This window comes from Thioalkalivibrio sp. ALE14 (genome assembly GCF_000376845.1).
Lineage (GTDB): Bacteria > Pseudomonadota > Gammaproteobacteria > Ectothiorhodospirales > Ectothiorhodospiraceae > Thioalkalivibrio.
The window spans coordinates 26361-52109 of sequence record NZ_AQXY01000020.1 but is presented as its reverse complement, the minus strand read 5'-3'; the positions used below and the strand labels follow the sequence as shown (position 1 = coordinate 52109).

Genomic DNA, 25749 nt, shown 5'->3' with positions numbered 1-25749 from the left:
GTCCGGCACCGGGGCCACCCGGAGAGATCGCCACGCGCCTGCGGCGCTCGCGATGACGATGCTTCTTGCCCCCCGTCATCGCGAGGCGCGCAGCGCCGTGGCGATCGGCAGGGAAACCCCGGCGCGTGAGGCCGCAATGACGGGACTGCGTGCTTTCGACCCCACCCGCCCCCTCGCCTATGCTCCGCACATGAACCCCGCGATGACCCATCCGCCACCGCTGGCGTTGTACGTGCACCTGCCCTGGTGCGTGCGCAAGTGCCCGTATTGCGACTTCAACTCGCACGAACCACGGGGGGAGGCGCCGTTCGACGCGTACGTGGCAGCACTGCTGCGTGACCTGGAAGGCCAGCTACCGGACGTCTGGGGGCGACGGCTGGAAAGCATATTCATCGGCGGCGGCACCCCCAGCCTGTTCCCGCCGGAGGCGCTGAACGAACTCATGTCCGGTCTGCGCGCCCGGCTGCCGCTGCGCCCGGACTGCGAGGTGACGCTGGAGGCCAACCCCGGCACCGCCGATCGCGCCTACTTTCGCGGCTACCGCGAGGCCGGGGTCAACCGGCTGTCGCTGGGCGTCCAGAGCTTTGACGACGCGATGCTCGCGCGCCTCGGGCGCATCCACGGGGCGGCCGAGGCGCGCAGCGCGGTGGAGCACGCCCGCGCCGCCGGCTTCGAGGCGATCAACCTGGACCTGATGTTCGGCCTGCCGGACCAGTCGGTCACGGCGGGCCTCGCGGACCTGCGGGCGGCGATCGAACAGGACCCGGGGCATATCTCCTGGTACCAGCTGACCCTGGAGCCGAACACCCTGTTCGCGGCCCGCCCGCCCGAGCTGCCGGAGGACGCGACGATCGAGGAATTGTTTGCCCGCGGCCAGTCCGATCTGGCGGCGGCTGGCTATACTCGATACGAGGTATCCGCCTATGCACGCGCGGGGCAGACATGTCGGCACAACCGCAACTACTGGACCTTCGGCGACTACCTCGGCATCGGCGCCGGGGCCCACGGCAAACTGACGCAGGTGCACGAGGGCCGGATCCTGCGCCGCATCAAGCTGCGCCAGCCGGAGGCCTATCTGGCCGCCCCGCAGCAGCACAAGGATCAGGCGGTGCCCCCGGCGGAACGGCCGTTCGAATTCATGCTGAATGCGCTGCGGCTGGTGGAGGGCGTTCCCGCTGCGAGCTTCGAGGCCCGTTGCGGGCTGCCACTGCCGGCGCTGGAACCGGCGCTTGCCAAACTGCGCGCCGAAGGGCTCCTGGTAGGGGATACGGAACGCCTGCAGGCCACGGAAAGGGGCCTGGCGTTTCTCAATGACGTGCTGGAACGGTTTCTTCCGGAAGGGACTCCGCAGGAGTCGATCGCCACGCCGATAGCCTGGCCCGCGGGCCGGGAGGAGAGTCGATGATGCGTCCCGTGGAGTTTGTCGGTTTTGCCTGCCCCTGGTGCGGCGAGCCCGGCGAGATCACGGTGGACATGGTCAGCAACGACCGCGAGTGGGTCGAGGACTGCGCGGTGTGCTGTGCCCCCATCGTGTTCCGCCGCGAGGATACCGGGGACGAGGAGATCCCGCGCATCGAGGCCCGACGGGAGGGCGAGTGAGCGCCGCGCCGCCCTACACGCCGATTGCCTGCGAACGCTACTCCGAGCTGGAGCTCGCGATCGTGCGCGGGCAGTTCCTGCGCACGCACTGGCGGCGCGGGGCGATGGACCGGATCGCGATCGTGCGCCCGCTGGACCTGCGCACCCGGCGCGGCGCCGAGTACCTGATCCTGCGTGATACGGCGGGCCGCCGGCAATGGTGGCGCCTGGACCGGCTGATCAGCTTCGAACCCGTCTCGGGCTGAACACCAAAAGGCACTCTACAGGAAGGCATGAAGACGGGAAGAACGGATCAAAACGGGCCTGTAACAGCCTCCGGCGATGGGCCGACCCACGAGGCCTCGGCCGTACCCGGATAGCCCTGAAACCTTCCGTACTTCGAACCTTCCTGTAAACCGCCCTTGCCTTTCGAGGCAGAGGCGGCCGCAGCGGGTCTCAGCTAGCTGCGCTTCATCTGGTCGAAGAAGTCGGAATTGGTCTTGGACGACTGCATGCGGCCGAGCAGGAATTCCATGGCCTCGATGTCGTCCATGCCGTGCAGGAACTTGCGCAGGATCCAGAGCTTTTGCAGCTCGTCCGGCGCGGTCAGCAGTTCTTCGCGACGGGTGCCCGAGCGGTTCACGTTGATCGCCGGATAGATACGCTTCTCCGCGATGCGCCGCTCCAGGTGGATCTCCATGTTGCCCGTGCCCTTGAACTCCTCGTAGATCACCTCGTCCATTTTGGAGCCGGTCTCGACCAGCGCGGTGGCGAGAATGGTCAGGCTGCCGCCCTCTTCCACGTTGCGCGCGGCGCCGAAGAAGCGCTTGGGGCGGTGCAGGGCGTTGGCGTCGACACCGCCGGTCAGCACCTTGCCGGAACTGGGGGCAACGGTGTTGTAGGCGCGCGCCAGGCGGGTGATGGAGTCCAGCAGGATAACCACGTCGCGCTTGTGCTCGACCAGGCGCTTGGCCTTTTCGATCACCATCTCGGCGACCTGCACATGGCGCTGGGCCGGCTCGTCGAAGGTGGAGGAAACGACCTCGCCCTGGACCATCCGGTCCATCTCGGTGACCTCTTCCGGGCGTTCGTCGATCAGCAGCACGATCAGGTAGCACTCGGGATAGTTGCCGGCGATGCTCTGCGCGATGTTCTGCAGCATCAGCGTCTTGCCCGCCTTGGGCGGGGAGACGATCAGGCCACGCTGGCCTTTCCCGAAGGGCGCGACGATGTCGATGACGCGGGCGGTGATGTCCTCGGTGGAGCCGTTGCCGCGCTCCATGCGCATGCGCTCGTTGGCATGCAGCGGGGTGAGGTTCTCGAACAGCACCTTGTGCTTGGCGTTCTCCGGTGGCTCGAAGTTGATCTCCGAGACCTTCAGCAGCGCGAAGTAGCGCTCGTTGTCCTTGGGCGGGCGGATCTTGCCGGAGATGGTGTCGCCAGTGCGCAGGCCAAAGCGGCGGATCTGGCTGGGCGAGACATACACATCGTCCGGGCCCGCCTGGTAGGAGCTGTCGGCACTGCGGAGAAAGCCGAAGCCGTCGGAGAGGATCTCGAGAACGCCGTCGCCGTAGATAGCCTCGCCGCTCTTGGCGTGGGCCTTGAGCAGGGCAAAGATGATCTCCTGCTTGCGCGCGCGGGACATGTTCTCGATGCCCTTTTCTTCGGCGAAGGCCACGAGATCGGCAGCGGACATCCGCTTCAATTCGGTCAGATTCATGCGTGGGATGCTGTGTTCAACGTGGATGATCGGCGACCGGGGGTGGTCGCACGGATTGACTGGAAGGAGGCAGGGAATGACCTGGCGGCCACTCGAACTCGTTCGATGGTAAGCGAGGCGGCGGCCCGGGGCAAGCCCGGAGAAGCCACGCGCCTGCGGGGCCTGGCGGTCGCCCGCCAGGCCCGGGTGTTACAGGTGCTGGTCCAGGAACGCCGTCAGCTGCGACTTGGACAGGGCACCGACCTTGGTGGCCTCGACATCGCCGCCCTTGAACAGCATGAGCGTCGGGATCCCGCGGATGCCGTACTTCGGCGGCGTGGACGGGTTCTCGTCGATGTTCAGCTTGGCGACCTTCACCTTGCCGGCGTATTCTTCGGCGATTTCGTCCAGAATGGGCGCGATCATCTTGCAGGGGCCGCACCATTCGGCCCAGTAGTCCACCAGGACGGGCTGATCGGCCTTCAGGACGTCCTCGTCGAAACCGGCGTCCGATGTGTACACAATTTTGTCGCTCACTCCGAGCCCTCATGACTTGGGTTGGGGGAGCAGCCCGCACCGCCGGCTGCACGGCCCTTACTATCGACGATCAACGCCGGACAGTTCAAGTAACAAGCAGGACCCGAGGAACCCCATGACCGAGACCGCGCAGGACACGACCCGCTTCGACCAGCTCGATCTGCCCGAACCCGTCCAGGCGGGCATCCGCGCGACCGGCTTCGAAACCTGCACCCCGATTCAGGCGCAGACCCTGCCGATCGCCCTCGCCGGGCGCGACGTCGCCGGCCAGGCGCAGACCGGGACCGGCAAGACCGCGGCCTTCCTGATCGCGACCTTCAACCGCCTGCTGCGCCAGCAACCGTCGCCGGACCGGCGGCCCACCGACGTGCGCGCCCTGATCCTGGCCCCGACCCGCGAGCTGGCGATCCAGATCCACAAGGATGCCGAGTCGCTGGGGGCCGAGACCGGGCTCAAGCTCGCGCTCGCCTACGGCGGCACCGGCTACGACACCCAACGCGAACAGCTGGAGGCCGGGGCCGACATCCTGATCGGCACGCCGGGACGCATCATCGACTACTTCAAGCAGAAGGTCTTCGGCCTGAAGCACACGGAGGTCGTGGTGCTGGACGAGGCCGACCGCATGTTTGATCTCGGCTTCATCAAGGACGTGCGCTTCCTGATGCGCCGCTGCGCGCCAGCCCACGAGCGCCTGTCCATGCTGTTCTCCGCCACGCTGTCCTACCGCGTGATGGAACTGGCCTTCGAGCACATGAACAACCCGGAGAAGGTCCAGGTCGAGGCCGAGACCCTGACCGCCGACCGCGTGCGCCAGGTGATCTACTACCCGGCCAACGACGAGAAGATCCCGCTGTTGCTGGGACTCGCACGCGACCTGGAGCCCGAGCGCGCGATCGTGTTCGTGAACACCAAGCACGGTGCCGAGAAGGTCTGCGACTGGCTGAACGCGAACGACCAGAAGGCCGCACTGCTGTCGGGCGACGTGCCCCAGAACAAGCGCCAGACACTGCTGGAGCATTTCTCGACGGGGGAATACCGGTTTCTGGTGGCCACCGACGTGGCCGCGCGCGGACTGCACATCCCGGCGGTCTCCCATGTCTTCAACTTCGACCTGCCGCAGTCCGGCGAGGACTACGTGCACCGCATCGGGCGTACTGCCCGTGCCGGCGCCGAGGGCGACGCGATCAGCTTCGGCTGCGAGGACTCGGCCTTCTACCTGCCGGATATCGAGAGCTACCTGGGCGAGCGCATCCCCACCGCGAGCGTGGACCCGGCTGGGCTGTTCCAGGATGCGGTGAAGCCGAAGCCGCGCCCGCGCAAACCGCGTGACGACCGCCGCGGCGGGCCGCGATCGGGTAGTGGAGGACGTTCGGGCGGCGGCCGCCCGCAGCGCGGCGGCCGACCGGGCGGCAACCGCAGCTGAGAACAGAGGCAGAGAAAGATGGTGCCGGCGAGAGGAGTCGAACCTCCGACCTATCGATTACGAATCGGTGCCGGTGACCAAACAATGTAGAGGGCGTTACGTCAGGTGACCCGTGAGGACTGGTAAACACACCAGTACCAAGGGGCACCATTATGACAGTCCGAATCACGACCACATCAACCAAGGGCGGTGTCGGCAAGACCACCGTCACGGCCAACCTCGGCGCCTACCTCGCGGACCTCGGCTACAAGGTCCTGCTGATCGACGCCGACATCCAGCCCACCCTGTCCAGCTACTTCCCGGTGGACCCGGCCCTGATCGCCGCCGGGGGACTCACCGAACTCATTACCGCTGGCGACACCGACGGCACGGTCACTCCGATCGACATCCCGCTCGACGGCGAGCACGACGGGGCACTCGACATTGTGCTGTCCAACGACCCCCAGGGTCGGCTGCAGCAATGGATCCTGCACACGCCGGACGGCCGCGTGCGACTCAAACACATCCTCGCGGATTACGACGACCTCTATGACGTCGTCCTGCTGGATACCCAGGGGGCTGTCGGCCCCCTGCAGGATGCCGCCGTCCTGGCGGCAGACTTCCTGCTCTCCCCTATTCCCCCTGAAATCCTCTCCGCCCGCGAGTTCGCGCGCGGGACCGTGTCGATGCTTGATCGGCTGCGACCGATGGCGGCCATGGGCGCACCGGTCGGTCCACTTCGCGGCCTCCTCTATCGGGTAGACCGAACCGGAGACGGCCGCGCGATCGCGGACGAACTCCGGCGCGAGGCCTGCGGCGAAAGCCGAGGCCAGATCACCATCCTCGATACGTTCATCCCCTCCGCCGTGGCCTACCGAGAGGCGGCCACCCAGCAGGTGCCCGTCCATCGATGGGAGCCCCACCGGCAAGGCCCTACCCTGTCCGGTGCCGAGACCATGCGCCGCCTCACCGAGGAGCTGCTGCCTCACCTGATCCGGGGGGGTGCGCAACATGGCTAAGAAACAGCTGAGTTCCGAGGAGCTGCGCAGCCGCCTGACCGTCGGCCATTTTGGCGATGCGGCGGCGCAGGAGCTGCCGCCAGGCGACCCCCTGACCGTCACGCAGATGGTGCTTGAGATCGACCGGATCCGGCCGTATGACGGAAACCCCCGGCGGCAGCGCAACCCGCAATACGACGAGATCAAGGCCTCCATCCGGGCGCAGAAGCGTCTGAACAACGCCATCGAGGTCACGCGTCGTCCGGACGACGATCTCTATATGGTGCGCGCCGGCGGGAACACGCGGCTGCAGATCCTGCAGGAGCTGTACGAAGAGACCGGCGACGAGGCGTACCGCAAGGTCCATGTGCTGTTCCATCCCTGGACCTCGGACCAGGATGTGTTGGGTGCACACCTGATCGAGAACGAAATGCGCGGCACGATGACGCTGATCGATCGCGCCCTCGCGGTCGATCGGCTGCGCGAGATGTTCGAGGCGGAGGCCGGCGAGAGTCTGAGCCGCAGCGAACTCCAGCGGCGGCTACAGGAGATCGGCTATACCGCCTCGCGGCGGCTACTCATTTGGTTCGACTACGCTGCGAAGACCCTCCTGCCTTGCATCCCGCAGGCCCTCTACGGAGGCCTCGGCAGCGACGGAGTCGAGAAGCTCCGCAAGCTCCACAAGTCAGCTCATGCCGTAGGCGAGTCCCACGGCCATGCCCAGGATGCAGTGGACATGGTGTTCGAGGAAGCGCTCGCCGTCACCGATGCGCCCGATTGGGACCCCGGTGCAGCGCGCCAGGAACTGGAGCGGCGTCTGGCCGAAGAACTGTCCCTCGATCTGCGCACCGTGCGGATGGAACTCGATACGCCGCCGACGCAGGACCCCGAGGGGACGACGGACCCAGCCGACATGCCCTCGGACGCCGATCCCGGCGCAATGGGCCAACCGACACCGCCCGTCCAGGATGCCGCACCCGGCGGGGCGCCCGGAGCGTCCCCCGGACGTTCCGGGGCTGCAACCGATCCAGTGATCGGAGATGGGGCCGGTGCGGGTGACCCGCCTCCTTCCAGCCCACCGGCCACGGCGGCACCGACTGAGCCCGCGCCCGGACCCGGACCCGGACCCGCGCCAACCGTGGCGGAGCTTCGGGATCGGATCTACACGTTGGCCCGGCAGATCGCCACCCGCTACCACTACGCCGATCAGATCCAGCCCGTAGACATCGGCTATGGCTACTTCATCGACCTGCCGAGCGAGACGGTCGAGGAGGCGGCGGCCAGGATGAACGGGGTGGAGAACGACTACCGCCTCTGGACCTGGTGGCTGCTGGTCAGCTGGTCGCAGATCGGCCTGCACCCGGACCGCGTCCTGCAGACAGCCCCCACCCATCGCCTGGCCTCAGCCATTCACCGAGGCGACGAGGAGGAGGTCATCGCGCGGCACATCCCCGAGCCACCCTGGCGCGCACTGGGCTGGATGGTCAGTTCGTGCCTTCGCGAGCGCGATTTCGCCGACTTCGTCGCCCTCGTCCAGGCCTGCCGGGACCTGCAGCACCAGGCGGACGCGGACGACCTCGATCCGTGGGAGGGCTGAGCCATGAGCAGCACAACGGATCTCACCCTCCATGTCCTGCGCTACGCCATGTCCCGGCTGCAGGAAGCCGACGTGAACGCCCTCAGCGTATTGGGCCTCACACCGGACCAAGCCTCGACCCTCGCCGACATGACGTTCGACGAGCTGGTCGAGATTTCGCGGCTCGGGCATCTGTTCATTGATCTGCAGATCGACGCCGATCGGTTCGATCAGCTGATCGAACGAGCGCGGGGCGAGGTCCAGTCCCGCCAGGTCCAGGACGAGCTGCTGCGGCACCAGGCGGACGCCCGGATGATGGAGGCGCTATTCGGGATGACCACGACGGATGTGGCCCGACGTCGGCGAGTGCTCGGGCTGCCCTCGCAGCCCGGTCGGCCGCGATCACCCACGCCCGAACAGGCTCAGGCGATGTGGGACGCATGGCGGGCCGCCCCGAAGGACCTACCCGATCCGGATCGCTATCTCCACGTCGCGCGCAGCACGGGCGCCTCGGCCTCTGCGGTCTACCGGCTCGTCGCGGAGTGTCAGCACACGCTCGCTGATCGGGCCCCAACGTATCCCGCCAAGACGGCGCGGCCCGTGGTCGACCTGGTGCATCACCAGTTCGGGACCCACCTCTATTCCGCCGGGGGCTCGTCATGACTGAGGAGATCACACCCCGCATCCGAGGGCTCAAGGCGTACCTGGAGGACGCCGCGCGCCAGCTACGGGATCGACCGCCGGACCCCGGCGGGGAGGAGGAAGGCGCAGTCCTGTATTTCGGGAACTGGCATGACTCCCACCCCCGGGCACTGCTATACGCGGACGAGCTGGGGCCGACGGACAAGCTCGCCTGGATGGTGATCCAGGCGAACTCCGACCCCAAGGCCCCCGCCGGATTCCCGTCGTATGACGAGTTCACGCGTGCGGGGCTTGGGTCCCGGCCCACCATCGCCGCCGCGATCGCCATGCTGCGCATCACGCGTTGGATCTCGCTGTGCGATCGCGTCCGTGACGGTCAGGGCCGATACCGGGGGAGCGTCTACGCGATCCACGACGAGGCGGTATCGGTCACCGAGGCGATGTACCTCGATCCGGAGTACATCACCTATCTGGAGAGCCTGACCGATCACGGCCATCGACGGGTGCGCGAGGCCGCCCGGCAGGTGCTGTCCACGATCCATCAGCGCCTCGATGCCGACCGTGACCTTACGGATCCCGTGGACACCGGCGGTCGCTTTGAGCGCCGCCTCGCCACCCATAACCCCGACCCGGCAGTGCGGGCCGCCGCGAGTCCCGGGGGTCTCGCCGGAAGTGGCCAAGTTAAGGAGGCTAACTCGGGTGAGAGCCAAGTAAAGAATCTTAACTCGGTGGACCAGCCCGACGAAAATCCCTCAAAAACAGCCACTTCGTACCGAGTTAAGAATCTTAACTCGGCTCGCGCGCGCGGGGGTAGTAGTAGTTTATATAAACCTACTACTACAAAACCTACCTCTGAGGTATTGGAACCACCGGGCGCGCGCGACAGCGAGGAGACCGCCGCTGAGCTGCACTATCCCGAGAGCTTCGGCGCCGATCACCGCAAGCTCGCAGACCGATGTCTGCAGGGATTACCCGCCGACCAGGCCCAGCAGGTCCTGGACGAGGTCGCCGGTGCCATCCGGGATCGCGCTCAGACGGATCCGATCCGCAACCCCTTGCGCTACCTGAGTGCCGTCGCCAAGCGGGCGCGCAGCGGCGAGTTCCTGCCGAGCTACGCCGTGGATGCGGCCGAACGACGGCGACGCAAGGCCGAGCAGGCGGAGCGCGAACGGCGAATCGATCAGGCAAGCGTCCAGCAAGCCGAGGCCCAGGTCGTCACGGTCGAGCCCGACGCGAACAACGAACTGGTGCAGCGGCTGGAGAAGGCCCGTAGCCGCAGCACCCACCGATCCAAGGAGCCAGGGGCATGATCCTCGATGAACATGACATGCCGTTCAGCCACGGCCGGGCTCGCGTGGTCCGGGATGCGCTGAATCGCGAGACCGAACAGCGGTACGAGTTGGTCGAAGTGTATTGGGGCGACCATCACGCGGGGTATGGCGTGGAACAGGTCGATCCCGATTCACCACCCGAGCCCCCGCCTCGGCCAGCAGACGACGAGGAACCAAGCGAGTCACTGCGACAGGCCGCACGGGAACACCGCCCGGAGTCAGACGGGGAGCCACCCCGAGACCAGTCCGCCAACGCGGACGCCGAGGTGCCGACCTATACCTTGCGGCCGGCGTTGCGCAGCGTATGGCCCACGGTGCTCAAGTTTGTGCTGCTCTTCGCCGTACTGGCCTGGACGCCGGAGATCGTGGCCTGGCTGGGGCAGTTGCCCGATCCAGTAGGCGCGAGCATTGCCGAGTGGCGCATGACCATCCCGGGCATCGGCGAGCTGCCCATCGTGCAGGCAGCACTGTCGATGGTCCTCGGTATCTGGATGGTGCTCACCGCGATCCGCATCGTGTTCGCGATCTACTACTACCGATTCACCCTCGACCCCGACCGCGTGACGGTGCAGACCGGGATCATCGCGCGCCACCGGCGCACGTTGCGCTATGCCAATGCCCGGATCCCGACCCTGGAACAGGGAGTCATTGATCGTCTGATCGGAATCGGCGAGGTCCGGGTGTCCTCGGCGGGCGGTGGCGAAACTGGCGAGATCCGGCTGCACGGGATCCGACGACCCCTGGAGGTGAAGGAGGAGATCCAACGCCGCGTGGACGCGGTTTGGGATCGCTGAGCCAGACCAGAGGGGGTGTGAGGGGCTCACACCCTGAGCCAGACCAACAGGAGAACGGCTGTGCCGAGGATTGCCACAGTAGACGCAGATCAGGCCCTGGATCGACTGCTGGACGTGGCGCTGAACCGCAGCGGGCAGTCGCGCTCCGTCCGTCGCGTGCTGCTGGCCTGCTACAACGCGCCGGAATGGCCGCTCGACCTGTCCGACCTGCGCGGACTCGATCCGGATCTCCAGGCGTCCGCGCTCACGGCCATCAGGCTCTTTATCGAAGGTTCCGATCTTTATGATCACCGCCCGGAAGCTCCCTGGCAGGCCATTTGGGATTTGGCCTGCCGGGAAGCTGGGGGGCAGTGATAGAACACGCTGACCGGGATCTCCCGGCACTCACGACATTAGGAGGCGACCATGGCCGACACGAAACCCATGCCCAACGAGGCCGACCCCATCGTGGACTGGCGTACCGCCAGTTCATCACCCGGAGGCCTGCGCGGGTCCGCCGCGATGGAGATCCAGACGCGCCAGGCGCAGCGGCTGGTGCACGGACGCGGAGCCACCGACAAGAAGGCGCCCATCATCGGACTCGTGCGCTTCGCGACCACGATGCGGCGGATCTGGCGAGCCGCCGCCCTGGATGATCCGTGGGCGGATTGGAAACTGCTCCAGACCTATGAATCCCTCACGGAGAACCGCGAGGGCATCAATGCCCTCCGGGAACAGACCGAGCGACTCCTGGCCTCGATGCCCGGAATCGAGATCGACGTGGCTCAGAGCCAAAGCCCGTGCACCGTCCCATTGGAGTTCTCGAACCCCTACGGTTTCATGGGGGCCTACCTGGTCGCCGACTTCGATCGAACCGCACGCGCCATCCTGACCGCACGCCACGTCGGGCTCATGGGCCGGGACGAGAGCGAGAGGATGCTGTATCAGGGTGGCCGACTGGTCCGCAGTGCGTTCAACGCTCCGCAGGGATTCCAGTATCAGGGCGTGACCCGGGACGACGTGGCCGCTGGCACAGCGAAAGCCCGACAGGCGATCGAGAACCTCGGCATGCCGCCGAAGGAAGTCCTGGAGGGGAAACTGCGGGCGCCGGTGGCACCCGACATTCGGGACCCGAAGGCGCGCAGCGAGCCGCCCCCGGGGCTTTATGACGACGAGGACGATGAAACTGATGCCCCTGCAGGCGAGCGCGCCGAGTCCTACGACTCGCCCGTGGCTCAGGAAACCGGAACGTGATGGACCTTGATGGATCGCCAGGCTCAGATGCACGGAGAGTAGTTATAGCCGAAGGCCTGCCATGTAGTTATGCCCTAAAGGGCCCTTTAAGGGTAAGGGGGGCGCGGGGCCACTGGAGAGGGATACATGAAACTCGCTGACGCACGTAAGCGAATGCAGGTTCTCGAAACCGAGCTACGGCAGATCGATGATCAGATGGACCAGCTGGTGCAGGAGTTCAAGAACACGTACCAGCGGCCCTGGGTCGCACATCCCGCGATCCATCGCTCCCGGCGGGAAGGCGGGTCCGTGTTCCGGTGGCGTCTACGTGGATTCGACGGCATCGGCCAGTCCTGGCTGATGTTTACGTCGGACATGCTGCAGGAGGCACTTTCCCGCGAGGGCGTACCCCTGCGAACGCGTCTGGCGTGGCTGAAGATCGAACGTCGAGGGCGGATCCTCACGTTCGAGCACCGCAGGAGGAACTACGAGCGGCTGCGCCTCAAGGACCTGGTCACCCAGCTCCAGGGCTTGAACGCGCTGGAAGACCAATGGAGCGGTGGAGGGAGCCATGCTGAATGACGCCATGGGTCAGAAACTGCGAGAGGGTATCCGTAAGTCTGCCCGGGCGATGCGCCGGTCAATCGGCAGCATGACCATGGAAGAGGCAGCCAGGGCGGGGCATATCGTGCCGCTGGACGGCTGGAATGGTCTTGACCTAGTGCAACTCGACGAGCTTTTCGACGGGCTCGATCAGGCGCGGGCACTGCGTGTCATTTGGCGGGCACGAACGGAGTTCGGCATCGACGTCACAGGACCAGACCACGCGTTGGAGCAGATTCGCCATCACCGCCTGGGTGATCGGCAACGGTTCCAGCTCGTGACGATCGCGAAAATCGAGACGGCGAGAGCCGCCGCGTAACCGCTATGCCGATAGTGGAACCCTGAGCCAGACCAGAGGGGGTGGAACCCCGTTCCACCCTGAGCCAGTAGTAGGACGAGTCGGCATCTTTCGGCCAAAACCACCCCGCTTCACTTCAGGATTTCGCCTAGCTTCCGGATGGGGCGCCGCGCACGCTGAAATCGAACCCATGTCCGGTGCGAATCAATGTCCAATGCCTTTTCCGGTCGCGGCAACCTTGGCGCGGCGCCCACGCTCCGCCATGCCGAGCGCGGCGGCGAATCAACCCCCGTCACCAACCTCCGCATCTTCTTTGATCGACCGAAGCCCGACGGCAACGGCGGCTTTGAAGACAAGGGCGGGTTCTGGCTGGACGTAGCCCTGTGGGGCCCCCGTGCCGAGCAGGCCGCGCGCCTGCTGCCGAAGGGCGCTCGGGTCCACGTCGAGGGCGAACTGTTCGAGTCCACATGGAGTGACCGCGAGACCGGCGAGGAACGATCCCGCCTCGAAGTCCGCGCGTCCGCCGTCGATCTCGATCTTGCGCGCGTCGAGGACGTGACGTTCCGGCGACGTGACGAGAGCGCGGGAGGGACGGATGCCTGAGACCAAGTTCGCCCGTGCGCGCTGCGATGCCTGCATCTACTGGCACCGTCTGGGCACCAATGAAGGCTCCTGCCGGCGCCACCCTCCGGGACTGCTGCAGCCCGCAGGCGCGAGCGACGGACCGTTTCCCATCACGAACGCCATCCACTGGTGCGGCGAGTGGACGCATCCCGACGAGGCCCGCTGAGGCATGCCCGTGTACCAGGCCCAACTGGTGGAACTCGGTCGCGTGGTCGCCACGACCCGTTTCGAGGCGCACAGCGACCAGGCGGCCGGGAAGGAAGCCGACGAAAGCGCCGACTGGCGCAGAGGGCAATGGGCCGCGGTCACCCGTGTCCCCACGAAGCCAGAACCCACGATCGCCTCGCGCGTCGCCGACGATGACCCAACCAAGGAAGAAGGAGACACTCCATGATGAACGGCACGATCACCCGCACCCTCCTTGCCGGTGCCGCAATCGCGGCCCTGTCCGGCTGCATCGTGATTGAGGAGACGCGCCCGACGACATCCAGCAGCTCCACGGCTGGGTCCAACAACCAGGGCGGCGGCCAACAGCAGTACGCGAACGAGGTCCTCAACTTCGAGGTCACCACCGCGACCGACGTTGATACTACCTTCAATCGCATCCGCCGCGAGTTCGGGTATCTGCCGCTGGAACAGCGCACCAATCCCGCCGGACAGCCGTACCTGGAGGCCTCGGACGCCTACCATTTCCATGAAAACCCCGGCTCCTTCTACTCCGTGCGGGACTACCGCGAAATCCTCGGTCACGCCGGCGTGGTTCAGATGGACATTTCCCGTGAAGGAAACGGCAGTCACATCGCCGTGGAGTATTACGAAGGTACGGACCAGGTAGACGGCTTCCCCGCCACGGACGCGTTCATGGACCGCTTCCGCGCGAAAGTGCGCTCCACGGTCGAGTAGGTCCGGTCGTGCGACTGTTTCTTGCGGAAAAGCCCTCACAAGCCCGCGATATTGCGCGCGTACTCGGCGCTTCGCGCAAGGAAAATGCGTGTATTCGCGGGGATGGGGTGACAGTCACCTGGTGCTTCGGGCACCTGCTGGAAATGGCCCCGCCACAAGACTATGACCCGGCGCTCAAGCAGTGGCGCGTGGAGACGCTTCCCATCCTGCCGGACCAGTGGCGGATGAACGTGCGACCCAAGGTGAAGGGGCACTTTTCCAGCATCCGGTCCCTGCTGAAACAGGCCTCCGAAGTCGTCGTCGCGACGGACGCCGACCGGGAAGGCGAGACGATCGCGCGCGAGGTGCTGGATCTGTGCGGCTACCGGGGGCCGATCCAGCGCCTCTGGCTCGCCGCGCTGGACGAGGCCAGCGTGCGCAAGGCCCTCGCCAACCTGCTACCGGGGGATCAAACCTTCCCCTTGTACCGCGCCGGCGTGGCACGCGCCCGCGCCGATTGGCTTGTGGGCATGAACCTCACGCGGGCCTACACCCTCGCGGCGCAGGCACGCGGGTATGACGGCGTGCTCTCGGTCGGGCGCGTCCAGACGCCCACCCTCAAGCTCGTGGTCGATCGTGACCGCGCGATCGAACAGTTCAAGCCAGTCCCGTACTACGAGGTATCGGTCCGCTGCGGCCATACGAACGGCGCGTGGGAGGCCCGATGGGTGCCACCCGAGGGAGTGAGTGACTCCGAAGGCCGCTGTACCAGTCAACAGGCGGCCGCCTCTGTGGCGCAGCGTGTACAGGGGGTGCAAGGCACCGTGACCCTGGCGCAGACCGAGCGCAAGCGCGAGAACGCGCCGCTGCCCTACGATCTCTCGACGCTGCAACAGGAGGCATCGAAACGGCTGGGGATGGGGGCGCAGGAGGTCCTCGATACCGCACAGTCGTTGTACGAGAAGCACAAAGCCACCTCCTATCCCCGGACCGACTGCCGCTACCTGCCCGTCAGCCAGCACGGCGAGGCACGCGACGTCCTGCAGGGACTGATGCAGAGCGACTCGACCATCGAACACCTGGTCGAAGGCGCGGATGCCGCCGTACAGGGACGCTGCTGGAATGACGCGAAGATCACGGCACACCACGCCATCATCCCGACCACCGCCGTCGCGGATGTCCACGCGATGTCGTCGCGGGAACAGGCGGTCTACGACCTGATCCGACGCCGTTTCATTGCACAGTTCTATCCCGCCTACGAGTACGACCAGACGCGGCTGGAAGTCGCGGCCGAAGGCGAAACGTTCCGCACGCAGGGGCGCGTCAATCGCCGAACCGGTTGGCGTGTACTGATCCAGACGGACGCTTCGGCCGAGGAGCGCGCCGAAAGCGACCAGGCCCTTCCCAACGTGCAGAAAGGCGACCCCGTCTCACTGGCCGGCGCGCAGATCCGCGACAAGGAAACCACCCCGCCGGAACGCTTTACCCAGGGCACGCTGCTCGCCGCCATGAAGAACATCGCCCGCGAGATCGCGGACGAGCGGCTGCGGCGCGTCCTGAAAGAGAACACGGGCATCGGCACGGAGGCGACGCGCGCCGGGATCATCCAGACCCTCATGGATCGCGGCTACCTGGAGGAGCGCAAGAAGAAACTCACCTCCACGGCCGCCGCCCGGTCGCTGATCGATGCGCTGCCGGATCCGGTGAAGGACCCGTCCACCACGGCCCTGTGGGAACAGGCTCTGGACCAGATCGCCAAGGGCGAAGGCGAGATCGACGGGTTCCTGCAACGGCAGTCCGAATGGGTCAAGCGACTGGTGCAGAACGTTCAACAGCAGGGCGCCGACGCGGTTCAGGTCGAGGCGCAGGCCCAGCACGCCTGCCCCGCATGCGGTTCGCCCATGCGGCGCCGCAAGGGCGGGTCCGGGGCGTTTTGGGGTTGTACCCGCTATCCGGACTGCACGACCACGCTGCCCGACCAGGGCGGAAAACCCGGCAAGGCCCCAAAACAGGGGCCGGTCGGGCAGTGCGGCTGCGCCCAGCAGGGCAACATCAAGGAATCACCCAAGGCCTGGCAGTGCGAAGCGTGCAACGCCATTGTCTGGAAGCAGCTCAGTGGCAAGAAGCTGACCGAGACCCAGGCGCTCACGCTGTTCGCGGGGGACCTGGTACAGCTCAAGGGTCTCAAGAGCAAACGGACTGGCAAAACCTTTGATGCCGGTGCGAAACTAACGGAAGGCAAGGTGCAGCTGCAGTTCGACTGACTGCGCCAGACTACAGGAGAGCCCATGGCGATCATCCGATTCCCCATCGAGCGCCGCGATCACTGCGCCGCCGGCGCGACCGTGGAACACCCCGAGCACGGGGTCTGCGAAGTCCTGGATATTCCGGACGAGAACCCCATGCGGCGGCTGCTCTATCGGGAGCGGGACCATGCGTGGATTGAGGCCGATGTGCGGGAGCTGCGCCAGATCGAGCGCCCTCTCGAACCGCATGAATTGACAGACGATTATTGGGAAGGATAAAACTAGAAGCGTCACACGGCTTTACCGCCCGCCTGAGCGCATCAGGCCCCTGAAAGCACCGCCCGGACCGGGTAGCGGTGCGCTGGCCCAGCCAGTCGGTCCTGCTGTATTCCATCCACCCACGCCGGGGAGAGCCTCCCCCCGGTTGGGCGCGTCTCTTTCGGCTATTCTCGAAGGAGGCGCCTTTGTGAAAAGACCCCTTATCAACATCCAGACCGTCAAGGAAGATTCGCGGAAAATGGGCGTCGGCATGATCGTCGCCAGTATCGTCGCGTTGTTCCTGGAGGCGGTGCCGCTGGCCAGCGTGCTCTACGTGATCACGCTCGGAGTGATGCTCCTGGTCATCGGAAACATCCAGATCAACGAGGAGGAGTCGTGATGGAGCCGTTCGCGCTGATCGCCACTCTGATTTTCATCGTCTTCGTCATCCTGAACGTCATTGGCTGGCGTCAGGAACGTCGCAGCAAGAAAAAGTAGCGCCTCGCGCTACCTTCACCCTCCCGGGGAAACCAATCCCCGGACGGGCATGGTTTCTCCGGATTTCACTGAAACAGGAGAACCACCATGTCTGAGAACAAATACTTCGATCTGCACATCACCGGCCTTGGCTACCTGAATCGGGTACGCGAGGTGAGCCCCAAGAAGGGGGCGTCCTTCTATGCGTGCGACATCGTCGCGCTGCATGGATCCGCCGACGCCCCCGACAAGACCCGGTTCGATTGCCGGGTCAGCGGGGCGGAAGCCGAGCGGCTGATCAAGGCCGCCAAGACCTACATCGATGAAGATCGAAAGGTCCTCATCGGATTCAAGCTGGGTGATCTGTACCCGGATCTGTTCGAGTATCAGAAAGGCGAGAAAGCCGGTCAGACCGGCGTTTCGCTGAAGGCTCGGCTGCTCCGGATCGCCTGGGTCAAGGTGGACGGCGAAACCGTCTACACCGCATCTGCGGACTCGACTCAGGAACCGGAAAGCGCGGCCGCCTGAATCCGACCGACCGTTCGCCAGGGGGTCCTCCCCCCTTGGCTGCAGGGTGTCTCCGTTGTGGGACACCACCGATCCCTCTTGCTGCGGCAGGAGGGATCGGGGTGTCCCACAACTGACGGAGAAACCCCATGAAAGCTCGCACCACCATCACCAAGCTATTTCGTTCGCTCGACTCGGTTTCCGAGGCCCTCAAGTGCGGTTTCCAGGTACTGGATAGCCGCACCCTGGAGCCCATTACGGATGCCGATCTGGAACAGCTTTCCACGTCCGATCTTCACCATCTGGAAATGCGGATCGGTTGATCGAGCCGGCGCCCCTTCGGGGGCGTCATTCCCGAGGGTCGCGCGCGATCCTGGGGAATGACGGCTTTACCGCCCGCCTGAGCGTATCAGGCCCCTTAAAACCCTTCCGGATCGGGGAGAAGGGTGCCGGCACTGCCGGTCGATCCATTTCCTTCACCCACCACGGGGACACCGTCCCCCGTGGGGGCGGTCTGTCCCCAACACTCGGAGACAGACTCATGCGAGGACTTCACATCAGCCGGAAACACGAAGGCATGGCATTCAAGCGCGCGGGCAAGCGCGTGGACCTTCGGTTCACTCAGCCCGACATCAACAAACGCCGCCCACCTCGGGTGGTGACTCCACCTCCGCGTCACTGGTGCCTTGAAGCACCCTGCTGACCGCTGTAGCGCGTCGAACCCCGGGACATTGCCCTGGGGTTCGGCTGTCTTTCGGGGCGTCATTCCCGAGGGTCGCGCGCGGCCCTGGGGAATGACGGCTTTACCGCCCGCCTGAGCGCATCAGGCCCCTGAAGCACCCCCGGATCGGGCAGGGGTGCGCCGGCTCGCCGGTCGATCCATTTCCTTCACCCACCACGGGGAGAGCACTCCCCGGTGGGGCGCTCTCCGTTCACAGACAGGAGAGCATCGATGGACAAGGAAACCATCAAGGCGTTTATCGCCTGGCTGGAAGCGGCGACCGAACAGGAAATCCTGGAGCGGCGTCAGCAAGCATTGAACGCTCAGGTGAGCACTCGGGAGGGCCGTGCCGACATCAATCTTGCGCTTCGTCTGATCGACGAGGAGCTGCTGGCACGTCTCGATCTGAAGTCGCAATCGTACGGAGCGTTACCGCGCGCGGTTTGAGTTGATCGTTGATCTGCTCGAACCGCTCGGTTTCACCCCTGAACAAGGCGCGTGTCAGCGCCTGTTCCAGGGTGGAACGTTGACCTTCAATGACCTTCATCACCGGCGCCTCGCTGCTCGGGTGCCAAAGGTCAACATACCATTTCAACCCCCGTGGGGCAGTCGGATCCCACGGGGATCGGTCTGTCCCCATTTTCATGCGCAGGAGACAGACCATGTCCAAGAAAGAAGCCTCCAAGGACCTGTACCAGGAAGTGACCGATCAGATCGTTACGGCCCTGGAAAACGGTGTCGTGCCCTGGGTCAAGCCCTGGGATGGCGACAAGGCGGCGCTGGCGAGTGGAATGCCCGTCAATGCCGCGACCAATCGCCCCTACCACGGGGTCAACGTCATGCTCCTGTGGATGCGGGAGGTGGCACACGGGTATTCCACCAGTCGGTGGATGACCTTCAAGCAGGCGAAGGATGCCGGCGGATCGGTGCGCAAGGGCGAGAAAAGCACGCTGGCCGTGTTCTTCAAGCCGATCCAGCGGCCGAAGACCGACCGGGATGGCAAGCCGGTGACGGACGAGAAGGGCGAGCCGGTGATGAAAACCGTGCCGATCCTTCGGGCCTTCAAGCTCTTTAACGTGGACCAGATCGATGATCTGGGGGACCGGTATCGCGTGGGTCCCACCGGGGATGCTCCGGAACCGAGCTTCACGCCCATTGAGGCGGCGGAATCGGTGCTGGAGTCCTCCGGGGCTCTGATCCGACATGGGGGCGACCGGGCGTTCTATTCGCCCGGTCCGGACTACATCCAGTTGCCCCCGAAGGCGTCGTTTCGGGAGGAGGCCGGTTATTACGCCACGGCGCTCCACGAACTCACGCACTGGACGGGGCACGAGTCCCGCCTCGCGCGCGAGGGGATCGTGGAGTTTGATCACTTCGGGTCCGAACGCTATGCGTTCGAGGAGCTGGTCGCCGAGTTGGGCGCTGCCTTCCTGTGTGCCGAGATCGGTATCCAGGGGGATCTTCGCCACGAGGGCTACATCGGCTCCTGGGTCCGGAAGCTCAAGGAGGACAAGCGGGCCATTTTCCGGGCCGCAAGCCAAGCCCGGAAAGCCGCTGAACACCTGCGGCCGGAGGCCGAGGCACAGTCCGAAGCAACCGGATGAATCCACTCTCAACCTTGACGGCCTTCGGGCCGTCATTCCCGAGGGTCGCGCGCGGCCCTGGGGAATGACGGCTTTACCGCCCGCCTGAGCGTATCAGGCCCCTGAAGCACCCCCGGATCGGGCAGGGGTGCGCCGGCTTCCCCGGTCGATCCATTCCTTTACCCACCACGGGGACACCGCTCCCCGTGGGGGCGGTCTGTCCCCTCCTTGCAGGAGATAGACCATGACGTTTTGCACTGAAACGGATCTTGCGATTCATCGCCACCGTGTCCCGGACCTCGAACGGATCCGGATCCTGCCGAGGTATCTCGGGGCACATGCCCTGGCGTTTGAAAATTGCGTCTTCGATTCGCTGGGAACCCTGGCGGACGCCTACAGAGGCGGCTTTTGGGAGTTCTATGAGCTTTCCAACGGCGGTTTCTATATGGCTCCCGAACAGGAACGGAACCTGCGGATCGTCGTGCCCGGCAACGGCTACGAGGGCGAGTTAAGTCCGGACGCGGCGGGCGTTGTTGCCTGTCTGTTCGCCTTCAACGCGATGGCCTGGCGCTTTCGCGAAGATCGGCACATCAACCTGTACCACTGGTTGAGGGATTACGCCCTGGACCACGACGAGTCCGGCGAGATCCTTCGCGCGATCGACTAGCCGACGGTATTCCATTCCCCAAAGGGACGACCGACCCTTTGGGGGCGGTCGTCCCTCGACACAGGAGACTGACCGTGGAATCTCGACATCACTCCATTCTTGGGGACCTGGTTCCCATAGACCGAGGGCTGTACGCCCTTGGCTCGGACGCGACCCGGATCATGGTCTGCCATGGCCCGGGCGTATTCCTTCTCAACTCGCACGCACTGGAGCCGATGGACACGTCACCCGGCGCCCTACGTGCTCAGGCACTCGAACACCTGGCGTTTCTCGCCGAAATCGAGCCGATCGAATCGCTGGCTTTGGCGGTTGCGACCGGCAAGCAAGCCGCTTGACCACACGCCCCTTCGGGGACACCGCTCCCCGTGGGGGGGCGGTCTGTCCCCTCCATGCAGGAGATAGGCCTATGGCAACGACAGTGATTTACACGACCCTGGGAGAACGCAAGGGGACCAAGCGGTTGTGGTTGGAAGGCCGACGGCTGGCACGGGCCGGAATCAGCCCGGGTCAGCAATTCGAGCTTAAAAGTCTTGTTCGCGAGAATGGTCCGCACCGCGGGATTACCCTGCGATTCACCCCAGCCGGTGATCGGAAAGTGTCCCGTCGCAAGCGGGGCGACCAGGAACTGCCGCATCATTGGAGTATAGATGGAGAAGGTTTTAAGGGTCCCGCCCCCAACCGACAGCATCACCGTGTAGAGATGGCGTCCATCTGCTGCTGCGAGATGACGTGCCCGGCCGCCGCGCTTCTGCGGATCCAATCAAGCCCGGCCGCTTGATCGGTGGGGATGCCGTCACCCGCTACCAACGCCCGCCCGATCCAGTGCATCGCGTCTGGGTGCCCGGTCTCGGCCGCCGCTTGCAGCCAGGGCAGGGCGGCGGCGGCGTTAGCGGCCTCCCGCAGCATCAACGCCAGATCCGTCATCGCGTCCGCATCGCCCTTGTCGGCTCGCACGACCATCGCGAGATCGTCTTCGCCCTCTACGCGCAGCAACAGATCATGGCGCAGCGCCTCCAGCGCCACCTGCGCCCGCTGCAGGGGCTCTTCCATGTTCTTTTTCCACTCCGGGTGCCCGGCCACACGCCGCCAAACCGTGCGCTTCGCCAGCCCCGTGACGGCCATCGCCGTGCCCAACGTGACCCAGTGCATATCCACTCCCTCCGTTCGTGGCCCTCAAGCGTACAACACCGCAGGCGAGACCTGTGTCACAGGTTCGGCCTGTGCCGAGTAGATCGGTTGGCACAGGTTACCCCGTGCCGTTTGCGGCCCAACCTGTGCCACGCTCCCGGCCTGGTCTACAGTCCACAGTAAAGAGCCGCACCACACCGCGATTCCACGGCGTTGGCACGCCACCTGCATACACACCAATGCGCTCCGCAAGGACGCCCAACTTGAACACTAGGGGACCTACCATGCAGAAGAAAACCGCCCAACAGGGCTTCACCCTCATCGAACTGATGATCGTCGTCGCGATCATCGGCATCCTCGCCGCCATCGCCCTGCCGGCTTACAACGACTACACCGCCCGTGCGCAGGCTTCCGAAGGTCTGTCCGCCACTGCCGGCTTGCGTACCGACATTGGCGAACGGATTGCTGTCGGCCGCCCGCTTAGTGGGATCACTATCGACGACTACAACATCGATGAGTCCCGATACATTGATGAGGTGGCTTTTGACGACGATGACGCTGTCATCACCATCACCTGGGACGCTGATGAGTCGAGCCTCGACGGGAACATGACCCTTTCTCCGCGCAACGACAGCTTCGCGGATGACGGTAATATCGCCGGCTGGGTCTGCGCGGCTGGTGGCGACATGATCGAGCGTCATCTTCCGACTGGCTGCGTTGACGACTGATCCGTCAGGCGCTGCGAAGTTCCAAGAGCCCCGGCCAGTCCGGGGCTCTTTTATGCCCACGAAAAAGCCCCGACCAGTTGTGGCTGACCGGGGCCGCTTTCATCACACGCGAGTGAGGGAGCACCCGCGCACCTCCGAGAATAGGCCCTACCCCTGGCCCTCGCAACCCAACTGTGGTGGTCAAGTGATTTCGGACACCGCGTTAGGTGGATTGGCTGCCATTGGTTGCTCGTAGACGCTGGGAGGCAGGTAGCCCAGCGTCGAGTAGATGCGAACGGTGTTGTAGAACCGAGCGATGTAGTCCGCGATATCCCGCCGCGCCTCGCCGTGGTTCGCGTAGCGGCGCTGCCAGACGCGTTCCGTCTTGAGGCTCAGGAAGAAGCGCTCGACGACGGCATTGTCCCAGCAGTTACCCCGGCGACTCATGCTCGCCTGGATCTGGTGCCAGGCCAGCAGCCGCCGCCAGGCGGCGCTGGTGTATTGGCAGCCCTGGTCGGAGTGCAGCAGCAGTCCCGGCTCCGGTTGGAGCGCCCGCCCAACGGAGTTGGACCAACACAAACCTCCGTTTCATAACCACTACAAATCTTTGTTGGCTGATTTGAGCCATTAGGAATCCTGTTTTCGACCGCAAAAACGCCGGTTCAAGACGGAAACCGGCCAAAATCCAGCCTAATTTCTGTTGATCAACAGGTTGGCTTGGGCCGACCCCGGTATCTGTCAAGGTGGATGTCACCTGAACGGGGTGCAGGGGTTGGTTAACCGCTCGCGGCTTGTTCGGGGTTCAGATGGACCTGCTCGGGCAGGCCGAAGTCCCGGACGTTACCGGCCCAGCGTTCGGGACGTGCCTGACGGGCGCGCTCATAGGTGGCTCGCCTGCGGGCGAGGACGTGGGTCGCTTCGCCCGAGTGTCGCTGGGCCGGTGTCACGTAGTGGAGCGCGCTTCTACATCACGACGATTCCGGTGTATTGCCCGGAAGTGCCATCATGAGGTCCAATGAGTATTACACCGCCCGCCTGAGCGTATCAGGCCCCTTGCCGACGCCCGTCGGCAAAAGCCCCTACGCGCCGAGAGTGGGGGCGCCGCATTTGCCCCTTTGCGGCGCGGCGCTGTCGGCTGATCCAATTTTGTCCCTGGCTCGGGTCAGTCGATCAATACCGATCCTCGGTGGAGGTTCACAAGTCAACTCGTTGGGCCCTCCGGGCCCGGCACGAGTTCTTCTCGAATGGTTTAGGGGGGTCTCCCCACGGTCGGTGCGTAGCGCCCGCCGTGGGGAGACTCTGGTCTCCGTGATTCAAATCACTGGCCGCCCACCGCCAGGTGCAGCGTGGGTCCCTTTGTGCGGTACTGCCGCGCCATTCGAGATAGATCCATCCCCCCAAAACCATGGATCGCCGGAATACGACTCGCTACTGCAGGAGGGTGAGATCGATCCGCCCTGGGGACGACTCCTACTCGACCGGGCCATCGCACAATCGACGCGCCCGGTCCTGAAGCACCTCAATCGAAGTCAACGCGCGGATCAGCCACCCCCGACCCAACCGGGGTGGCTGGTTACGTTTTGCCCACGCCTGGCAAGTCCTTGTTCCCTCGCTTTCTTCCCCCTCCTTCCCATGCAGTTATCCCCAGTTTTTGTGGATAACTCAAAAACCCTTCGCGCTCGCTTCAGGATTTTTCGTAGTCGCCACACGCGGGACCCGGAGAATTGGCGACGTCCGCTGCCTTGGCGGCGGGCAGCCCATACCCCTTAGGGCTGGTGCCCGCGCCTCCGTTGGCGCGGGTCTTTATTCCAAGCAGGCGAGGCAAGACATGCGAACACGGTTACCCGCACTCCTTGTGGCGCTGACGTTCACCTCCTGGGGAACCGCCGCGGCCAGTGACATCCAGGTGGGTCGATACCTCACCGCCACCGATGCGCCCGCGCCCGAGCAGGTGCAGCCCCTGCAGGTCACGGTCCAGATGGATTTCCCGTCGGACGTCCAGCACGTCGGCTCCGCGCTCACCTACCTCCTGACACATAGCGGGTATCAGCTGGAGGAGCCGGCCAAGGCGGACCCGGCCATGCGGGTGCTCCTGACCCGACCGCTTCCCGAGGTGCATCGAGAGCTGGGGCCCCTGAGCCTTGAGAATGCGCTTACCACCCTCGCCGGCCCCACCTGGCGCCTGGTCGTCGATCCCGCCATGCGGGAAATCTCCTACGAACCGCGTGCGCCTTACGCCGAGTCCGCACGGGCGCGAGGTCACGCGATCAAAGCCGACACCGTGCGCGACGTGCTCGCGCCCCAGCCCCCAACAGCCCGCCTGTATGGTCCGGTTCAGCGCGGAGAGACCCTCGGTTCCATCGCCGAGGCGATTTCGCCGGAGCAACCGGCGCGCATGGCTGCCGCGCTGTTCGAGGCCAACCCGCACGCGTTCTTCCCGGCCAATACGCCGAACCCGAATCAGCTCCGCACCGGCGCCGAACTGGAGATCCCCAGCGACGAGGTGGCCGCCCGGTATGCCCCGTCCCGCGCCCGGTCGATTCTGCGAGGTGATCAATGAGCAAGAACGAGAAGTCGGACAATCGTCCAGCGCCTCAGCCCATCCCGCGCTGGCTCAAGATCGCGGGGCCGGTCGTCGGCCTCGCCGTCGTAACGGGGTTGCTCCTGATGTTCATCGGCGGCGGAAAGGCCGAAACCGAGGAACCCGAACCCGTGCCGGCCGAACCGGTCGCCGAGGTCGATCAAGGGAACCTCAACGAACTGGAAATGCTGCTCGCCTCCCTGGAGGCACGGGTCGCCAGTCAGGACGAGGATCTGCGCGCGCTGCGCTCCGAGCAACGCGACTTTCGCGAGAAGCTCGACGGGCTGGAGTCCGCGATCGACCACCAGGGACCGGATCAGGCCGTGATCGACCGACTGGAGGCCCTGCAGGGTGAACTCATGGACCTGCGCGCCGAGGTGGAATCCTCGGAGGCCCTGGAGCCCATCGAGGCGCTGAGGGGCGATCTGAATGCCACGCAGCGCCGCGTCGCCCGCCTGGAGGAAACGCCTGAAACGCCGGAACCGAACGCCACCCTGACGGGTATCGAACACTGGGGGGCTCGCCACTTCGCCATCCTGGAAGGCGCGAGTGGCCGCGAGCGTATCCGCGTGGGCGGGCGCTACGGGCAATGGACGCTGGAAAGCCTCGATCCGGATGCAGGTGTCGCGGTCCTCCGGCACCCACGCGGGTTCATGCACGCCCTCGCCATCCACGACGAGTAGGAGCAGGAGACCATC

At 65.3% G+C, this 25749-nt stretch carries 32 protein-coding genes and 2 pseudogenes; 30 read left to right on the top strand and 4 right to left on the bottom strand.

The genetic code is table 11. The annotated features are described in order from the left end of the window. The first annotated feature begins 136 nt into the window (after positions 1–136). The 3 genes from hemW to F572_RS0102655 are packed head-to-tail and all read left to right on the top strand — an operon-like array spanning position 137 to position 1844. Positions 137–1405: a radical SAM family heme chaperone HemW gene (gene hemW, locus F572_RS0102665; RefSeq protein WP_026142960.1), complete on the top strand. Its 1269-nt coding sequence runs from the start codon at positions 137–139 to the stop codon at positions 1403–1405. Further along, positions 1405–1599, top strand: coding sequence for a CPXCG motif-containing cysteine-rich protein (locus tag F572_RS0102660; RefSeq protein ID WP_026142959.1), 195 nt, complete (start codon positions 1405–1407; stop codon positions 1597–1599). The genes hemW and F572_RS0102660 overlap by 1 nt, the downstream gene beginning before the upstream one ends. After that, on the top strand, positions 1596–1844 hold the full coding sequence (locus F572_RS0102655) for a transcriptional antiterminator, Rof (protein ID WP_017941470.1): 249 nt from the start codon (positions 1596–1598) through the stop codon (positions 1842–1844). The genes F572_RS0102660 and F572_RS0102655 overlap by 4 nt, the downstream gene beginning before the upstream one ends. 194 nt (positions 1845–2038) lie before the next feature. Here the strand turns inward: F572_RS0102655 and rho are convergent, their stop codons facing one another. Continuing rightward, positions 2039–3298, bottom strand: coding sequence for a transcription termination factor Rho (gene rho / locus F572_RS0102650; protein WP_017941469.1), 1260 nt, complete (start codon positions 3296–3298; stop codon positions 2039–2041). A gap of 189 nt (positions 3299–3487) precedes the next feature. Then, the gene (gene trxA, locus F572_RS0102645) at positions 3488–3814 is read right to left on the bottom strand and encodes a thioredoxin TrxA (RefSeq protein ID WP_017941468.1); all 327 of its coding nucleotides are present in this window, start codon (positions 3812–3814) and stop codon (positions 3488–3490) included. 115 nt (positions 3815–3929) lie between these two features. Here trxA and F572_RS0102640 point away from each other — a divergent pair, with 115 nt between their 5' ends. The 24 genes and pseudogenes from F572_RS0102640 to F572_RS16045 all read left to right on the top strand — a co-directional run. Next, entirely contained in the window at positions 3930–5237 is a 1308-nt protein-coding gene (locus F572_RS0102640; RefSeq protein ID WP_017941467.1) for a DEAD/DEAH box helicase, read from the top strand. A gap of 152 nt (positions 5238–5389) precedes the next feature. Further along, positions 5390–6235 (top strand): ParA family protein, encoded by an 846-nt coding sequence (locus F572_RS0102630; RefSeq protein WP_018158392.1) that lies wholly within the window; start codon positions 5390–5392, stop codon positions 6233–6235. Beyond that, the gene (locus F572_RS0102625; RefSeq protein ID WP_026181390.1) at positions 6228–7811 is read left to right on the top strand and encodes a ParB family protein; all 1584 of its coding nucleotides are present in this window, start codon (positions 6228–6230) and stop codon (positions 7809–7811) included. Before F572_RS0102630 ends, F572_RS0102625 begins: the two co-directional genes overlap by 8 nt. 3 nt (positions 7812–7814) lie before the next feature. Continuing rightward, a complete protein-coding gene (locus F572_RS0102620) occupies positions 7815–8453 on the top strand; it encodes a DUF2857 domain-containing protein (RefSeq protein ID WP_018158391.1) in 639 nt (212 codons plus the stop codon). After that, entirely contained in the window at positions 8450–9742 is a 1293-nt protein-coding gene (locus F572_RS0102615) for an STY4528 family pathogenicity island replication protein (protein WP_018158390.1), read from the top strand. Before F572_RS0102620 ends, F572_RS0102615 begins: the two co-directional genes overlap by 4 nt. Continuing rightward, on the top strand, positions 9739–10557 hold the full coding sequence (locus F572_RS0102610) for a PH domain-containing protein (RefSeq protein ID WP_018158389.1): 819 nt from the start codon (positions 9739–9741) through the stop codon (positions 10555–10557). Before F572_RS0102615 ends, F572_RS0102610 begins: the two co-directional genes overlap by 4 nt. 60 nt (positions 10558–10617) lie before the next feature. After that, positions 10618–10911 (top strand): hypothetical protein, encoded by a 294-nt coding sequence (locus F572_RS14715; protein ID WP_018158388.1) that lies wholly within the window; start codon positions 10618–10620, stop codon positions 10909–10911. A gap of 51 nt (positions 10912–10962) precedes the next feature. Beyond that, positions 10963–11790 (top strand): PFL_4669 family integrating conjugative element protein, encoded by an 828-nt coding sequence (locus F572_RS0102600; protein WP_018158387.1) that lies wholly within the window; start codon positions 10963–10965, stop codon positions 11788–11790. Positions 11791–11943: 153 nt separating this feature from the next. Continuing rightward, the gene (locus F572_RS0102595) at positions 11944–12351 is read left to right on the top strand and encodes a hypothetical protein (protein WP_026148254.1); all 408 of its coding nucleotides are present in this window, start codon (positions 11944–11946) and stop codon (positions 12349–12351) included. Next, complete coding sequence (locus F572_RS0102590) at positions 12341–12691, top strand: hypothetical protein (protein ID WP_018158386.1); 351 nt, start codon at positions 12341–12343, stop codon at positions 12689–12691. Before F572_RS0102595 ends, F572_RS0102590 begins: the two co-directional genes overlap by 11 nt. A 186-nt stretch (positions 12692–12877) precedes the next feature. Then, a complete protein-coding gene (ssb, locus tag F572_RS0102585; RefSeq protein ID WP_018158385.1) occupies positions 12878–13273 on the top strand; it encodes a single-stranded DNA-binding protein in 396 nt (131 codons plus the stop codon). Continuing rightward, positions 13266–13460 (top strand): hypothetical protein, encoded by a 195-nt coding sequence (locus F572_RS0102580; protein WP_018158384.1) that lies wholly within the window; start codon positions 13266–13268, stop codon positions 13458–13460. The genes ssb and F572_RS0102580 overlap by 8 nt, the downstream gene beginning before the upstream one ends. A gap of 3 nt (positions 13461–13463) precedes the next feature. Beyond that, positions 13464–13688, top strand: coding sequence for a hypothetical protein (locus F572_RS0102575; protein WP_018158383.1), 225 nt, complete (start codon positions 13464–13466; stop codon positions 13686–13688). Then, entirely contained in the window at positions 13685–14197 is a 513-nt protein-coding gene (locus F572_RS0102570) for a hypothetical protein (protein WP_018158382.1), read from the top strand. The genes F572_RS0102575 and F572_RS0102570 overlap by 4 nt, the downstream gene beginning before the upstream one ends. 8 nt (positions 14198–14205) lie before the next feature. Beyond that, positions 14206–16440, top strand: coding sequence for a DNA topoisomerase III (locus F572_RS0102565; RefSeq protein WP_081611937.1), 2235 nt, complete (start codon positions 14206–14208; stop codon positions 16438–16440). 24 nt (positions 16441–16464) lie between these two features. Next, entirely contained in the window at positions 16465–16701 is a 237-nt protein-coding gene (locus tag F572_RS0102560) for a hypothetical protein (RefSeq protein ID WP_018158380.1), read from the top strand. 187 nt (positions 16702–16888) lie between these two features. Beyond that, complete coding sequence (locus tag F572_RS15615) at positions 16889–17080, top strand: hypothetical protein (RefSeq protein ID WP_026181389.1); 192 nt, start codon at positions 16889–16891, stop codon at positions 17078–17080. A 185-nt stretch (positions 17081–17265) separates the two neighbouring features. Continuing rightward, on the top strand, positions 17266–17685 hold the full coding sequence (locus tag F572_RS0102545; RefSeq protein ID WP_018158377.1) for an STY4534 family ICE replication protein: 420 nt from the start codon (positions 17266–17268) through the stop codon (positions 17683–17685). Between the two features lie 128 nt (positions 17686–17813). Next, positions 17814–17987 (top strand): hypothetical protein, encoded by a 174-nt coding sequence (locus tag F572_RS15750; protein WP_018158376.1) that lies wholly within the window; start codon positions 17814–17816, stop codon positions 17985–17987. A 629-nt stretch (positions 17988–18616) separates the two neighbouring features. Then, positions 18617–18832: a hypothetical protein gene (locus tag F572_RS0102535; RefSeq protein ID WP_018158375.1), complete on the top strand. Its 216-nt coding sequence runs from the start codon at positions 18617–18619 to the stop codon at positions 18830–18832. Between the two features lie 215 nt (positions 18833–19047). Beyond that, positions 19048–19989: an ArdC family protein gene (locus tag F572_RS0102530; protein WP_018158374.1), complete on the top strand. Its 942-nt coding sequence runs from the start codon at positions 19048–19050 to the stop codon at positions 19987–19989. Positions 19990–20212: 223 nt separating this feature from the next. Then, the gene (locus F572_RS0102525; RefSeq protein ID WP_018158373.1) at positions 20213–20635 is read left to right on the top strand and encodes an antirestriction protein; all 423 of its coding nucleotides are present in this window, start codon (positions 20213–20215) and stop codon (positions 20633–20635) included. Positions 20636–20709: 74 nt separating this feature from the next. Beyond that, positions 20710–20970: a hypothetical protein gene (locus tag F572_RS0102520; RefSeq protein WP_018158372.1), complete on the top strand. Its 261-nt coding sequence runs from the start codon at positions 20710–20712 to the stop codon at positions 20968–20970. A 71-nt stretch (positions 20971–21041) separates the two neighbouring features. Further along, positions 21042–21266, top strand: a pseudogene (locus F572_RS16045) (DNA cytosine methyltransferase); the annotation flags it as partial. A gap of 56 nt (positions 21267–21322) precedes the next feature. Here F572_RS16045 and F572_RS0102515 read toward each other — a convergent pair. Next, a complete protein-coding gene (locus tag F572_RS0102515; RefSeq protein ID WP_018158371.1) occupies positions 21323–21784 on the bottom strand; it encodes a tetratricopeptide repeat protein in 462 nt (153 codons plus the stop codon). A 263-nt stretch (positions 21785–22047) separates the two neighbouring features. On the opposite strand from F572_RS0102515, the gene F572_RS0102510 reads away from it, so the two are divergent. Continuing rightward, a complete protein-coding gene (locus tag F572_RS0102510; protein ID WP_018158370.1) occupies positions 22048–22491 on the top strand; it encodes a prepilin-type N-terminal cleavage/methylation domain-containing protein in 444 nt (147 codons plus the stop codon). A 180-nt stretch (positions 22492–22671) separates the two neighbouring features. Here F572_RS0102510 and F572_RS0102505 read toward each other — a convergent pair. Further along, a pseudogene (locus F572_RS0102505) lies at positions 22672–23016 on the bottom strand (integrase core domain-containing protein); the annotation flags it as partial. Positions 23017–24325: 1309 nt separating this feature from the next. Between F572_RS0102505 and F572_RS0102500 the strand changes: the two are divergent. Further along, positions 24326–25030 carry a hypothetical protein gene (locus F572_RS0102500; RefSeq protein WP_018158368.1) on the top strand — a complete coding sequence of 235 codons (705 nt, stop codon included), beginning with the start codon at positions 24326–24328 and terminating at the stop codon, positions 25028–25030. Then, positions 25027–25734, top strand: a complete 708-nt coding sequence (locus F572_RS0102495) for a hypothetical protein (protein ID WP_018158367.1) — start codon at positions 25027–25029, stop codon at positions 25732–25734. The genes F572_RS0102500 and F572_RS0102495 overlap by 4 nt, the downstream gene beginning before the upstream one ends. The last annotated feature ends 15 nt before the right edge of the window (positions 25735–25749 follow it).

What these genes read in the sequence shown, in the direction of transcription:
- hemW (WP_026142960.1), top strand. Translation starts at nt 137, where the DNA reads ATGACGGGACTGCGTGCTTTCGACCCCACCCGCCCCCTCGCCTATGCT.
- F572_RS0102660 (WP_026142959.1), top strand. Translation starts at nt 1,405, where the DNA reads ATGCGTCCCGTGGAGTTTGTCGGTTTTGCCTGCCCCTGGTGCGGCGAG.
- rho (WP_017941469.1), bottom strand. Translation starts at nt 3,298, where the DNA reads ATGAATCTGACCGAATTGAAGCGGATGTCCGCTGCCGATCTCGTGGCC.
- F572_RS0102640 (WP_017941467.1), top strand. Translation starts at nt 3,930, where the DNA reads ATGACCGAGACCGCGCAGGACACGACCCGCTTCGACCAGCTCGATCTG.
- F572_RS0102630 (WP_018158392.1), top strand. Translation starts at nt 5,390, where the DNA reads ATGACAGTCCGAATCACGACCACATCAACCAAGGGCGGTGTCGGCAAG.
- F572_RS0102625 (WP_026181390.1), top strand. Translation starts at nt 6,228, where the DNA reads ATGGCTAAGAAACAGCTGAGTTCCGAGGAGCTGCGCAGCCGCCTGACC.
- F572_RS0102620 (WP_018158391.1), top strand. Translation starts at nt 7,815, where the DNA reads ATGAGCAGCACAACGGATCTCACCCTCCATGTCCTGCGCTACGCCATG.
- F572_RS0102615 (WP_018158390.1), top strand. Translation starts at nt 8,450, where the DNA reads ATGACTGAGGAGATCACACCCCGCATCCGAGGGCTCAAGGCGTACCTG.
- F572_RS0102610 (WP_018158389.1), top strand. Translation starts at nt 9,739, where the DNA reads ATGATCCTCGATGAACATGACATGCCGTTCAGCCACGGCCGGGCTCGC.
- F572_RS0102600 (WP_018158387.1), top strand. Translation starts at nt 10,963, where the DNA reads ATGGCCGACACGAAACCCATGCCCAACGAGGCCGACCCCATCGTGGAC.
- F572_RS0102595 (WP_026148254.1), top strand. Translation starts at nt 11,944, where the DNA reads ATGCAGGTTCTCGAAACCGAGCTACGGCAGATCGATGATCAGATGGAC.
- F572_RS0102590 (WP_018158386.1), top strand. Translation starts at nt 12,341, where the DNA reads ATGCTGAATGACGCCATGGGTCAGAAACTGCGAGAGGGTATCCGTAAG.
- ssb (WP_018158385.1), top strand. Translation starts at nt 12,878, where the DNA reads ATGTCCAATGCCTTTTCCGGTCGCGGCAACCTTGGCGCGGCGCCCACG.
- F572_RS0102580 (WP_018158384.1), top strand. Translation starts at nt 13,266, where the DNA reads ATGCCTGAGACCAAGTTCGCCCGTGCGCGCTGCGATGCCTGCATCTAC.
- F572_RS0102575 (WP_018158383.1), top strand. Translation starts at nt 13,464, where the DNA reads ATGCCCGTGTACCAGGCCCAACTGGTGGAACTCGGTCGCGTGGTCGCC.
- F572_RS0102570 (WP_018158382.1), top strand. Translation starts at nt 13,685, where the DNA reads ATGATGAACGGCACGATCACCCGCACCCTCCTTGCCGGTGCCGCAATC.
- F572_RS0102560 (WP_018158380.1), top strand. Translation starts at nt 16,465, where the DNA reads ATGGCGATCATCCGATTCCCCATCGAGCGCCGCGATCACTGCGCCGCC.
- F572_RS0102545 (WP_018158377.1), top strand. Translation starts at nt 17,266, where the DNA reads ATGTCTGAGAACAAATACTTCGATCTGCACATCACCGGCCTTGGCTAC.
- F572_RS15750 (WP_018158376.1), top strand. Translation starts at nt 17,814, where the DNA reads ATGAAAGCTCGCACCACCATCACCAAGCTATTTCGTTCGCTCGACTCG.
- F572_RS0102535 (WP_018158375.1), top strand. Translation starts at nt 18,617, where the DNA reads ATGGACAAGGAAACCATCAAGGCGTTTATCGCCTGGCTGGAAGCGGCG.
- F572_RS0102530 (WP_018158374.1), top strand. Translation starts at nt 19,048, where the DNA reads ATGTCCAAGAAAGAAGCCTCCAAGGACCTGTACCAGGAAGTGACCGAT.
- F572_RS0102525 (WP_018158373.1), top strand. Translation starts at nt 20,213, where the DNA reads ATGACGTTTTGCACTGAAACGGATCTTGCGATTCATCGCCACCGTGTC.
- F572_RS0102515 (WP_018158371.1), bottom strand. Translation starts at nt 21,784, where the DNA reads ATGCACTGGGTCACGTTGGGCACGGCGATGGCCGTCACGGGGCTGGCG.
- F572_RS0102510 (WP_018158370.1), top strand. Translation starts at nt 22,048, where the DNA reads ATGCAGAAGAAAACCGCCCAACAGGGCTTCACCCTCATCGAACTGATG.
- F572_RS0102495 (WP_018158367.1), top strand. Translation starts at nt 25,027, where the DNA reads ATGAGCAAGAACGAGAAGTCGGACAATCGTCCAGCGCCTCAGCCCATC.